The organism is Bacillus cereus group sp. BfR-BA-01355, assembly GCF_022663675.1.
Taxonomy (GTDB): Bacteria; Bacillota; Bacilli; order Bacillales; family Bacillaceae_G; genus Bacillus_A; species Bacillus_A thuringiensis_S.
The window spans coordinates 36619-46864 of the sequence record NZ_JAKUFY010000041.1 but is presented as its reverse complement, the minus strand read 5'-3'; the positions used below and the strand labels follow the sequence as shown (position 1 = coordinate 46864).

Below are 10246 nucleotides of genomic sequence, written 5' to 3'. Positions count from 1 at the left end.
ACATAGAAAAAAACATGGAATTAGATATGGGATTTGCAAGAGAAAAAGAGAATCCCTTTGAGGTGGGTTATTATTCATCAGTTGCTATAGCTATATAGATGAAGAAAAAGAAATGATTGAATTTCACGATATTCCAATTTAGAAATGTGAAAGAATCTTTTTAGGAATGCCAATTCAATTAAACATTTTGGGTAGTAAGAAAGTAGGGGAACTCGCTGATGAATCTTGTTATGAGATTGAGGAAGAGTTAAAAGAGCAATTAAAAGAATACTTGGAGTGATAATTCTCAAGATAAGATCTATAAAGAGGGAACGGAATAAAAAAGACGCTAACAATTGTATGTTAGCGTCTTTCTTTCATTATGAAGCAATTTCACCAGTTTTTGTATCGTCTTGATTGTACGTATCTTGATCTAATTCACCAAGCCATTTACTTGAAATAAGACCTGCTGTCATAGAACCACTTACGTTAAGAGCTGTACGACCCATATCGATTAATGGCTCAACTGAGATAACTAGAGCAACAATACCGATTGGTAAGTTCATTGTAGATAGTACGATTAAAGCTGCGAATGTTGCACCGCCACCAACTCCGGCAACACCGAATGAGCTAATAGCAACAACAGCGATTAAAGTTAAAATAAATTGTGGTTGTAATGGATCAATTCCTACAGTTGGAGCGACCATCATTGCAAGCATTGCTGGATAAATACCTGCGCAACCGTTTTGTCCGATAGATACCCCAAATGAAGCTGCGAAGTTTGCAATTCCTTCGGAGATACCAAGCTTTTCTTTTTGAGCTTCAATATTTAATGGCATCGCACCAGCACTAGAGCGAGATGTGAATGCAAAAGTTAGTACAGGGAACACTTTTTTCAAATATTGAATTGGATTTAAACCAGACAATGCAATTAATAATAAGTGAATGATAAACATTACGATAAGTGCTACATAAGAGGCTAACACGAAGTTACCAAGCTTTAAAATAGCATTTATATCGCTACCAGCAACTGTTTTTGCCATAAGAGCTAATACGCCGTATGGAGTAAGGCGTAAAATTAATGTTACCATACGCATTACGATTGCATATACAGCATCAAGCATTTTCTTAAATAGCTCTGCTTGTTCTGGATATTTTCGTTTTACACCTATAAAGGCAATGCCGATAAAGGCTGCAAATATTACGACAGAAATTGTTGATGTTGGACGAGCGCCTGTTAAATCAAGAAACGGATTTGTAGGCAATAGCTCTAATAATTTATCTGGAATTGTTGTCTTTTCAATAGAAGTAAATCTTTCTTCAACTAGTTTCAGACGAGCAGATTCTGCATCACCTTGTTGCAAGCCTGTTGCAGATACATCAAATCCTGCACTTGCAGCGATACCGACAGCTGCAGCGATTCCTGTAGTAAGAATTAAAATTCCGATAATAAGACCACTAATTTTACCAAGGTTTTTCGTTAACTGTAATTTTGTAAATGCTGAAATAATAGATACTAAAATAAGTGGCATAACGATCATTTGAAGTAATTTCACATAACCGTTACCAATTAAGCCAAACCAAGTATTTGATTCAATAATTACTTTAGAAGTTGGCTCATAAATGAATTGTAATATAAGACCGAATAAAATTCCGACTCCTAAAGCGGTAAATACACGTTTATTAAAAGATACATGCTTACGTTGCATATAATATAATACGCCAACTAAGATGAGCATGACTGCAACGTTAATTCCGACAAGCAGTGTATTCATGTTGATTCCCCCTAATTCCAATCTGTTATATAGAATATAAGGTAATAAAACCTATAAGTCAACTAGGAAATTCCGGGATTAAAAAAAAGATGGCAAAATGCCATCTTTTAATGTCCAGCCCCAGGGACAAGTAAAAATGTCGTGTAGTATGTAAATCCTATGAAGAAAACAGTTAAATATGCCCCGAATACGTATATATACATACGCTCTGTTAATTTTAAATAGCTTAAAAGTACGAAGAAACCTGTTTGTCCTAAAAATAGTAGTGCAGCCTGTTGCATATCTCCTACGTAAAACATAACCGAGAAAATTCCAGTCCAAAAGCCGAGAACGCGAAACATGCGATCCATGCTATTTCCCTCCTTTTCTAGAAAAAGTAAAACCTCTTTTCATTATAGTTTATTTTTCTTACTATTGTAAATATTCATTCATATAAAAAGAAGCCAATTATTATTGGCTTCTTTTTATATGAGAAATTAAATTGTTAGTTTATAATTACAAGATTTACATCCATCTAATAGACTATCATTTCGAGTTAATTCCATGTTAGGGAATAGGATTTCAAAAATTCCTTTCATCATATCTCCGTGCATGTTACAAATTTCAGTTGGATGATGAACAGCCACTTCTTTAAATGGACAATTGTGTACATCATAGAAAATTTTTGTTCCATCTGCACTTAATTCAAATGCAGGTGATAAGCCGGCTGTTGAGAAAGCTTCTTTTGCAATTTGAACTTTTTGTTCTACTGTTAAAGCACCTTCACTCACATTTAAACGTTGCATATGTTGTTGCATTAATTCGGCCCCGAATTGTTTTCCTGTTTCGTATAGCGCTTTCTCACCAGCAGCGCCAAGGCTAAGTAAAGAATTAAATGCTATTCTTGCTAACAATTGATAATCACGGAATGGAAATTGCAATTGAATAACATCTTCAGATAAGACATATAATCTGCTTGGTCTTCCGCCTTTTCCAGTTTTCTTTGTTTCCGATTTAAGCATATGAACATCTTCTAATTTAGATAAATGTAAACGTGCTACGTTTGGATGAATATCGAATTCATCTGCAATTTCTTGTACAGTTACGTAACTATGTTTTTGCGAAATATATTTATAAATGTAATAACGAGTTGGGTCAGCTAAAACACCTGTAATTTTTAAAGCTTGTTCCATGAGGATCTCCACCTTTATCACTTTATCCAAGATAATAACATTATAATACAGATAAACATGAGTATAGGTAATTTCAGACAATAATTCGGAAATTGTTCATAATTTCACAAACATATTTTTCCTTTTTCCTCTATTGAAAATACAAAAATCCAAATTTTTATTGTGCATGTTTTCATGCTATATACATAGTGAGGAGGGAAAAGTGATGAATGGGATTGAAATTTTTGCGAATACAATTTTAAAAGAAGCGTGTAGGGTACAAGCGTCAGATTTACATATTGTGCCCCGGCAGAAGGATGTAGCGGTGCAACTACGTATAGGAAAAGATTTAATGACGAGACAATGTATTGAAAAGGAGTTTGGAGAAAAACTTGTCTCACATTTTAAATTTTTAGCATCTATGGATATAGGAGAGAAACGGAAGCCACAGAATGGTTCGTTGTATTTGCAAATTGATGGACAAGAAGTGTATTTACGCCTTTCAACACTTCCAACAGTATATCAAGAAAGTCTCGTTATTCGCCTTCATTTACAAGCATCTGTTCAGCCCTTATCACATCTTTCGTTATTTCCAAGTACGGCAGCAAAACTACTCTCGTTTTTACGCTATTCACAGGGGCTACTCGTGTTTACTGGACCGACTGGTTCTGGGAAGACAACGACAATGTATGCATTATTAGAGGTAATTAGAAAAAAGAAAACACGTCGTATCATTACACTTGAAGATCCGGTTGAAAAAAGAAGTGACGATGTATTACAAATTCAAATAAATGAAAAAGCGGGTCTTACATATGAAACAGGATTAAAGGCTATTTTACGTCATGATCCAGATATTATTTTAGTCGGTGAAATCCGTGATGAAGAAACAGCAAAAATAGCTATAAGAGCAAGTTTGACAGGACATTTAGTAATGACAACGCTGCATACGAATGATGCGAAAGGAGCAATCATTCGTTTCATGGATTATGGTATAACGAGGCAAGAGATTGAACAGTCTTTATTGGCTGTAGCTGCACAGCGACTTGTCGAATTGAAATGTCCGTTTTGCAGAGGGAAGTGCTCAACTTTATGTAAATCAATGAGGCAAGTAAGGCAAGCAAGCATTTATGAGCTGCTATATGGGTATGAGTTAAAACAAGCGCTTAAAGAAGCGAATGGAGAATGTGTTACTTACAAACATGAGACTTTAGAATCGTCAATACGAAAAGGATATGCTTTAGGGTTTTTAGAAGATGATGTTTATGTTTAAGAAAACTTGGAGTTTAAGTAATCAAGTAGTATTGTTGAAACGTTTAGGAGAATTATTAGAAAAAGGCTACTCTCTTTTACAAGCATTAGAATTTTTACAGTTTCAATTACCTGTAGAAAAGAAAGTACAATTGCAACGCATGGTTGAGGGATTAAAAGATGGGAAAAGTCTACACGATTCTTTTCATCAGTTAAGGTTTCATCAGGACATGTTAAGTTATTTATTTTATGCCGAGCAACATGGTGATATTTCTTTCGCTTTGCAACAAGGAAGTGCACTTCTTTATAAGAAAGATAAGTATAGGAGAGACATGATGAAAATAATGCAGTATCCTATGTTTTTGGTGTTTTTTCTACTAATCATGCTTTTTATTTTCAACCTCATCTTATTACCTCAGGTTGAAATGGTTTATAGTTCGTTCGGTTCTAATACACCACTACTTACAGAACAAATTTTAAGTGCAATAAAAATGCTACCTTACATTATTTTAACCGCTATTGTAACTGTTATTATTGGATGTAGTTTATATATGTTGTATTTTAGGAAACTTCCACATATTAGACAGGTAAAAATCATGCATCGTATTCCCTTCATCAAAACATTTCTTATTTTAAAGCATTCACATTATTTTGCTACTCAGTTGAGTGGTTTATTAAATGGTGGACTATCAGTATGCGAAGCTTTAACAATAATGATGGAGCAAAGATATCATCCGTTCTTTCAATATGAAGCGAGCCGAATTGAAAGACAATTAATTGGAGGAGAACAGTTACAATCTATCATTGCTAAAAGTGGGTATTACGAGAAAGAACTTTCTTATGTTATTACGCATGGACAAGCAAACGGTAATTTAGCGATTGAATTAGGTGACTATAGCGATCTTATTATGGAAAAGATGGAACGGAAAATTAAACATATGGTAGTTATCATTCAGCCTATTTTATTTACATATATTGGAGGAATCGTTGTCCTTATGTATTTAGCGATGATTATGCCGATGTTTCAAATGATGAATTCTATTTAGGAGGCATTTGTATGCAGAATGAGGAAGGATTTACTCTGTTAGAGATGCTATTAGTAATGGTTGTCATAACTATATTATTACTATTAATTATTCCGAATGTAGTTACACAGCGCTCATCGATCCAAGGAAAAGGGTGTGCAGCTTACGTGAAATCTATAGAAGCGCAAATACAAGTATATCAATTACAACATAATAAAATTCCATCGTTAAAAGAACTGATAGATGAAAAGTATATTACAATTGATAAGTGTCCGAATGGCGAATCTATTCATATTTCAGATGATGGCACAGTATCAATTAGGACATTGTGAAACAACAGGGGTTTACTTTTTTAGAGATGTTACTCGTTTTATTTGCTATTTCTGTATTGAGTATAGTTACGTATTTTAGTGTTCATTCCTTATACGAGCGACAAAAAGTTGAACAATTTTTGAGACAGTTTTCAAATGATGTTTTGTATATGCAGCAATTAGCGATAAACCGTCAAAAGCACTATACATTACGTTGGTATAAAGATAGAAATTTGTATGCTATAAAAGAGTTAGGTACAAAGTATTATATCGTCAAGCGGGAGTATGAAGAAGATATACAAATTGATTTGCATACGTTTCCAAACCCGATGACATATAATCCAAGTGGAAATATTAATAGAGGTGGTACGATTATAATTTCGTATCGAAATTATAAATATGAAATTGTATTTCAGCTTGGAAGAGGGAGATTTACGTATCGTGAAATGTCAAAAAGGGTCCATAATGGCTGAAATGATTGTGTCGTTAAGTGTTTTAATGATGGCTGTATCGTTACTACTACCGCAAACAGTATTAGTTATGCAAGAAAGAAAAAATATACAAATTCGTTATAAGGCATCTGGGTTATTAAAAAAAGAAGCAGCTATATATATGTATGGAAATGAAGAAAAGCGAATAATAGAAAAGAATATGAATGGAATTGTGTATTACACATATTGGGGAGGCAATGAAGTTTGTACCATGTGGAGAGATGTGAAAGAAAGAATGGTGGAACAATGCTTTTATGTAGGAGAAAAAGTAAATTAGAATTTGGTTTTTCATTAATAGAAATGATTGTATGTCTGTTTCTATTATCAATATTTTTTTTGCTCTTTCCCCGCCTACATTTCATTGAAATGGAAAATAAACAGTCAAAAGGATTAAATGATTGGGAGTGGGATGTGTTTTTAGGTCAAACGCAATTGGAGTTTCGTGAAGTATCATCTGGAGAACAGCTAGCATTTGAAAATGGAGAAAGTATTTTAAGATTCCGATCGCGTAATGGGAGTGAAGTATCATATGAAAAAGAGAATAGTCGTCTTATAAGAAAGGTAAATAGGCGTGGGAGAGAAGTTGTTTTACAAAATATTGGAACGGTTTCTTACAAACTAACACCTCATGTACTCATTATAAATGTGAAAGATACTAGTGGGAAAATATATGAAGGGGTAGTTATGCGATATAGTGAAATGGAAATGAATGTATGAGAGGGCAAAATGGGTTTACAATGCCTGGAACGATCATCTTTCTTATTTTATTAACTTCTTTTTTTATATACGAAACCAATATGCTGCTTACAGATAAAAATTTTTATATGGAAATAGAACAAAAGTTTTTACTGGATGAACTACTTAACCGATCTATTACAGATATAAAAAAAGACTTACAGCAAAAAGAAAAAGAAGGTGCATTTTTCTTTCAGTATGAAAAGGGAGAAGCGAGTGGGAATTATGTTTTTGAAAATGATTCAATTTTCGTTGCGTTGCAGTGCAAACTCAAACAGGAAGCTTTCTATACGGTGAGCTTTCGGTATAGAAAAAAGGATGGAAAAATAGTCGATTGGATAGAAGGATAATATGTGAAATATATGGAGATAAACCAGGGGTTTCTATTATAAATTGAATTGACTTTTTAGAAGAAATGGATAAATATAATGATTAAAAGTTTAAATTTTCTCAAAAAAGAGAAAGGTAGAAAGAATATGATATATTCATGCTATCCAATCATTATTTTTAGGGAGAATAGGGAAATGACAAATAACAATCAAATAGGTGAAAATAAGGAACAAACTATTTTTGATCATAAAGGAAATACGATTATGACAGAAGATAGAGAAATACACATTATTTCAAAATTCGAAGAACCTCTTATTGTCGTATTAGCAAATGTACTAAGTGATGAAGAGTGTGATGAATTGATTGAAATGTCTAAAAATAAAATGAAGCGTTCTAAAGTTGGTTCATCACGTGATGTAAATAATATTCGAACAAGTAGCGGTGCATTTTTGGAAGACAATGAACTTACTTCAAAGATTGAAAAACGAATTTCATCTATCATGAATGTTCCTGCGTCGCATGGAGAAGGGTTGCACATTTTAAATTATGAAGTGGATCAACAATATAAAGCACACTATGATTATTTTGCGGAACATAGTAGATCAGCTGTTAACAATCGTATTAGTACGCTTGTAATGTATTTAAATGATGTAGAAGAAGGCGGGGAAACGTACTTCCCGAAATTAAATCTTTCTGTACATCCTAGAAAGGGAATGGCAGTATACTTTGAGTATTTTTATCAAGATCAATCACTAAATGAGCTTACGTTACATGGAGGGGCACCTGTAACGAAAGGCGAGAAATGGATTGCAACGCAGTGGGTGAGAAGAGGTACTTATAAGTAAAAGCGAGTGTTACGTTTTGTTCTTCATAGTATAAGAACAAAACGTTTTTTTATTAAACAAAGTAGCATCTTTCGTTATAATAACAATTAATAAATGACGATTGAGAGGACAGAAAATGAAATCTATATACATAACCGGCTATATGGGAGCAGGGAAAACAACAATTGGAAAAGCATTAAGTCAAGAACTTCAAATGGATGTTGTAGATACTGATCAAAAAATCGAAGAGAAGCAAAAGAAGGCAATTCGTGATATTTTTGCCGAAGAAGGCGAAATGACTTTTCGGGAATATGAAAGCGAAATGTTACGTTCGCTACCAGTCCATAATGTCATTATTACAACTGGTGGGGGAATTATTGAACGAGCGGAAAATCGCAAGTGGATGAAAGAGAACGGAACTGTCGTGTATTTATATTGTGATCCAAATGTAATTGCAGAAAGGCTTCGTGAAGATACGACACGTCCACTATTTCAAAAGAAAGATATAGATGCATTCGTAAAGAAATTTGAATCACGCCGAGCTTATTATGAAGAGGCTCATATTCATATCGATACGACAAATAAGTCTGTAAAGCAAATTATGAATGAATTAAAGGAAAAGATTAATGTATAAAAAAGTGGACATACTAATCAAGTAGAGGTGATGATAATATGTCTACTAATGATTATGTTCGCTTTGTGACGCAGCAGTTTGTGTCGTATATGGATGCTCCAAAAGAAGATCGAAAACAAAAGAAAGAACAACGCCGTGCTGAAAAAGAGCCATTTATGAATAAGTGGTTTGGTGTTATGCCGCTGAGTGCTGCTTTGTTTTATCGAAATGTAAAAAGTAAAAGAAAAAAATCAAGTTAAATTTTAGTCATATGTCTAGCAAAACAAAGATCCCCTAGTGTCGTAATACACTAGGGGATCTTTGTTTACTGCACGGATTCTTGTTCTTCCGTAACGGCATGTATTTTATTGTTCACCCATACGAACCCTATTCCGATACAAATAGAAATGCCCCAGCCGACAGCGGTCATAATCGCTCTCATTTCACCGTAGCCATCTACACCAAAAACAGAGATGAAATAAATTTTTAAAAAGCTTTTTAATATAAATTGTAGCCCGAAAAATAACGTTAAATATTGCAGTGCTGGATATATACGACTATCACGATAAAGCTCACGACTTTTATCGCGGTCATGGCCTTGCAGCGCTGCAATATCTGCTGCGAAATATAACATAAGTGGTTTTTTTATAAAAATTGTACATATGACGATAATACCGAGTACGATGTGATAATACGCATCGTTCCATAACATTCGTTCAGCTGACCCAGATAATAGATCTACCGTTGTATTAGAAATGAGTGTAATTAAAATAAAGAATCCTGTCACGTTAAACTGTTTTTCTTTTTTAAAGGTATACAGTGTATAAATAATCCCCGGAACAGAGGAAAGTAACATCGCGTAATAAGGATCGATATAAGGTTTTGCAAATTTCCAAATGAGGAATGGGATTACGAGATAAAAGACAAGATCTAATATAGCTTTTTTATTTTGATTCATACAAAGCCTCCTTAAGTCATACATATATTTTATAATATAATTTCTGAAAATTGTATAAGGTTTAATGGGAAAAGAAAAAATATATCAATTTTTGAGGGATTAGTAGATTGAAAAAAATTGCCCCTAGCGTAGTAAGTTTTTTTAGTATATAATAAAGGAAACGCTTTCATTTTTAGTTTGTTCACAAAATGGACGGAAAATCACATATTTACTATCGATATGTTGCTTTATAATGAAACTAATTAAATATACATGCATACAATATTGTGAAATAAATAACATAAATAATCTATATAAATGTAAACGTTATCAAAAGAGAGAGGTGGAGACAATGAGTAAATTTTTCTTCAATCATAATCCAGCAACAGTAGAGGATGGAAGGCTTGTTAAATATGCTGAAATTATTTATGGAGAAGGTGGCCGTTCTGTATTAGAAAATTTAATGGTGAAGGCATCTATCAGATTGCGTGATCGTTATCCGAATAAATCTGACGAGCAGATCTCGAACCTAGTAAATAAAGGCATCCATGATATGTTTCAAAAATATGTGAGCGAGTAAGAGTAGCCAATGGCTGCTCTTATTTTTTTGTATAAGGATTGAAACTCTAGCTGAAAATAAACATGTATTTTGAAAAACGCAAAAAGGAGTGGGAAAGATGAGCAATGGAATTGGACGTTCGAAAGAAAATCTTCCAACTGATGCAAATCATGTGAGCGCAAAGGATCGTGCACAGCAGAAACGTATGGCACAGAAAAAACAGCAAGAGCGTAGTGGCGATAGCGAGTAGGGTAGAAAATAGCTCAAA

Annotated in this window: 17 protein-coding genes and 1 pseudogene; 13 read left to right on the top strand and 5 right to left on the bottom strand. The window is 33.7% G+C overall.

Translation table 11 applies throughout. The features are described 5' to 3' along the window. Positions 1-280: pseudogene (locus MR167_RS15810) on the top strand (hypothetical protein); the annotation flags it as partial. Positions 281-359: 79 nt separating this feature from the next. Here the strand turns inward: MR167_RS15810 and MR167_RS15805 are convergent. The 3 genes from MR167_RS15805 to MR167_RS15795 all read right to left on the bottom strand — a co-directional run bounded on the left by MR167_RS15805 (position 360) and on the right by MR167_RS15795 (position 2926). Continuing rightward, on the bottom strand, positions 360-1754 hold the full coding sequence (locus tag MR167_RS15805) for an L-cystine transporter (RefSeq protein WP_001094344.1): 1395 nt from the start codon (positions 1752-1754) through the stop codon (positions 360-362). A 107-nt stretch (positions 1755-1861) separates the two neighbouring features. Beyond that, entirely contained in the window at positions 1862-2104 is a 243-nt protein-coding gene (locus tag MR167_RS15800; protein ID WP_000375619.1) for a DUF2626 domain-containing protein, read from the bottom strand. Positions 2105-2230: 126 nt separating this feature from the next. Then, the gene (locus MR167_RS15795) at positions 2231-2926 is read right to left on the bottom strand and encodes a helix-turn-helix transcriptional regulator (RefSeq protein WP_000434110.1); all 696 of its coding nucleotides are present in this window, start codon (positions 2924-2926) and stop codon (positions 2231-2233) included. 205 nt (positions 2927-3131) lie between these two features. Here MR167_RS15795 and comGA point away from each other — a divergent pair, with 205 nt between their 5' ends. The 10 genes from comGA (at position 3132) to MR167_RS15745 (ending at position 8742) form a co-directional block, all read left to right on the top strand. After that, positions 3132-4175 carry a competence type IV pilus ATPase ComGA gene (comGA, locus tag MR167_RS15790; protein ID WP_001013181.1) on the top strand — a complete coding sequence of 348 codons (1044 nt, stop codon included), beginning with the start codon at positions 3132-3134 and terminating at the stop codon, positions 4173-4175. Then, positions 4162-5199, top strand: coding sequence for a competence type IV pilus assembly protein ComGB (gene comGB, locus MR167_RS15785; RefSeq protein WP_276575830.1), 1038 nt, complete (start codon positions 4162-4164; stop codon positions 5197-5199). Before comGA ends, comGB begins: the two co-directional genes overlap by 14 nt. A gap of 11 nt (positions 5200-5210) precedes the next feature. Next, positions 5211-5510, top strand: coding sequence for a competence type IV pilus major pilin ComGC (gene comGC / locus MR167_RS15780; protein WP_001178680.1), 300 nt, complete (start codon positions 5211-5213; stop codon positions 5508-5510). Beyond that, positions 5507-5962: a competence type IV pilus minor pilin ComGD gene (gene comGD / locus MR167_RS15775; protein ID WP_002082168.1), complete on the top strand. Its 456-nt coding sequence runs from the start codon at positions 5507-5509 to the stop codon at positions 5960-5962. The genes comGC and comGD overlap by 4 nt, the downstream gene beginning before the upstream one ends. Further along, positions 5955-6257, top strand: a complete 303-nt coding sequence (locus tag MR167_RS15770; protein WP_000829465.1) for a hypothetical protein — start codon at positions 5955-5957, stop codon at positions 6255-6257. Before comGD ends, MR167_RS15770 begins: the two co-directional genes overlap by 8 nt. After that, a complete protein-coding gene (gene comGF, locus MR167_RS15765) occupies positions 6227-6697 on the top strand; it encodes a competence type IV pilus minor pilin ComGF (RefSeq protein WP_000923110.1) in 471 nt (156 codons plus the stop codon). The genes MR167_RS15770 and comGF overlap by 31 nt, the downstream gene beginning before the upstream one ends. After that, positions 6694-7065 (top strand): competence type IV pilus minor pilin ComGG, encoded by a 372-nt coding sequence (gene comGG, locus MR167_RS15760; protein ID WP_001214886.1) that lies wholly within the window; start codon positions 6694-6696, stop codon positions 7063-7065. The genes comGF and comGG overlap by 4 nt, the downstream gene beginning before the upstream one ends. 174 nt (positions 7066-7239) lie before the next feature. Beyond that, complete coding sequence (locus tag MR167_RS15755; RefSeq protein ID WP_242314963.1) at positions 7240-7890, top strand: 2OG-Fe(II) oxygenase; 651 nt, start codon at positions 7240-7242, stop codon at positions 7888-7890. A 115-nt stretch (positions 7891-8005) separates the two neighbouring features. Next, on the top strand, positions 8006-8503 hold the full coding sequence (locus MR167_RS15750; RefSeq protein ID WP_000836666.1) for a shikimate kinase: 498 nt from the start codon (positions 8006-8008) through the stop codon (positions 8501-8503). Positions 8504-8541: 38 nt separating this feature from the next. Next, a complete protein-coding gene (locus tag MR167_RS15745; protein ID WP_000106083.1) occupies positions 8542-8742 on the top strand; it encodes a YqzE family protein in 201 nt (66 codons plus the stop codon). 65 nt (positions 8743-8807) lie between these two features. On the opposite strand, the gene MR167_RS15740 is transcribed toward MR167_RS15745, so the two are convergent. Beyond that, entirely contained in the window at positions 8808-9440 is a 633-nt protein-coding gene (locus MR167_RS15740; RefSeq protein WP_001073111.1) for a VC0807 family protein, read from the bottom strand. A 141-nt stretch (positions 9441-9581) separates the two neighbouring features. Beyond that, on the bottom strand, positions 9582-9698 hold the full coding sequence (locus MR167_RS15735) for a hypothetical protein (protein WP_003279814.1): 117 nt from the start codon (positions 9696-9698) through the stop codon (positions 9582-9584). A gap of 73 nt (positions 9699-9771) precedes the next feature. Here MR167_RS15735 and MR167_RS15730 point away from each other — a divergent pair, with 73 nt between their 5' ends. Both MR167_RS15730 and MR167_RS32965 read left to right on the top strand, forming a co-directional pair. After that, positions 9772-9999: a hypothetical protein gene (locus tag MR167_RS15730; RefSeq protein ID WP_000032702.1), complete on the top strand. Its 228-nt coding sequence runs from the start codon at positions 9772-9774 to the stop codon at positions 9997-9999. Positions 10000-10096: 97 nt separating this feature from the next. After that, the gene (locus MR167_RS32965) at positions 10097-10228 is read left to right on the top strand and encodes a hypothetical protein (RefSeq protein WP_000064665.1); all 132 of its coding nucleotides are present in this window, start codon (positions 10097-10099) and stop codon (positions 10226-10228) included. Positions 10229-10246: the final 18 nt, after the last annotated feature.

Bases quoted from the DNA above. Each gene is read 5' to 3' on its own strand.
- MR167_RS15745 (WP_000106083.1), top strand. From the start codon at position 8,542: ATGTCTACTAATGATTATGTTCGCTTTGTGACGCAGCAGTTTGTGTCG.
- MR167_RS32965 (WP_000064665.1), top strand. From the start codon at position 10,097: ATGAGCAATGGAATTGGACGTTCGAAAGAAAATCTTCCAACTGATGCA.
- MR167_RS15750 (WP_000836666.1), top strand. From the start codon at position 8,006: ATGAAATCTATATACATAACCGGCTATATGGGAGCAGGGAAAACAACA.
- comGC (WP_001178680.1), top strand. From the start codon at position 5,211: ATGCAGAATGAGGAAGGATTTACTCTGTTAGAGATGCTATTAGTAATG.
- MR167_RS15730 (WP_000032702.1), top strand. From the start codon at position 9,772: ATGAGTAAATTTTTCTTCAATCATAATCCAGCAACAGTAGAGGATGGA.
- MR167_RS15740 (WP_001073111.1), bottom strand. From the start codon at position 9,440: ATGAATCAAAATAAAAAAGCTATATTAGATCTTGTCTTTTATCTCGTA.
- comGF (WP_000923110.1), top strand. From the start codon at position 6,227: ATGCTTTTATGTAGGAGAAAAAGTAAATTAGAATTTGGTTTTTCATTA.
- MR167_RS15735 (WP_003279814.1), bottom strand. From the start codon at position 9,698: ATGCATGTATATTTAATTAGTTTCATTATAAAGCAACATATCGATAGT.
- MR167_RS15795 (WP_000434110.1), bottom strand. From the start codon at position 2,926: ATGGAACAAGCTTTAAAAATTACAGGTGTTTTAGCTGACCCAACTCGT.
- MR167_RS15800 (WP_000375619.1), bottom strand. From the start codon at position 2,104: ATGGATCGCATGTTTCGCGTTCTCGGCTTTTGGACTGGAATTTTCTCG.
- MR167_RS15805 (WP_001094344.1), bottom strand. From the start codon at position 1,754: ATGAATACACTGCTTGTCGGAATTAACGTTGCAGTCATGCTCATCTTA.
- comGA (WP_001013181.1), top strand. From the start codon at position 3,132: ATGAATGGGATTGAAATTTTTGCGAATACAATTTTAAAAGAAGCGTGT.
- MR167_RS15770 (WP_000829465.1), top strand. From the start codon at position 5,955: ATGGCTGAAATGATTGTGTCGTTAAGTGTTTTAATGATGGCTGTATCG.
- MR167_RS15755 (WP_242314963.1), top strand. From the start codon at position 7,240: ATGACAAATAACAATCAAATAGGTGAAAATAAGGAACAAACTATTTTT.
- comGB (WP_276575830.1), top strand. From the start codon at position 4,162: ATGTTTATGTTTAAGAAAACTTGGAGTTTAAGTAATCAAGTAGTATTG.
- comGG (WP_001214886.1), top strand. From the start codon at position 6,694: ATGAGAGGGCAAAATGGGTTTACAATGCCTGGAACGATCATCTTTCTT.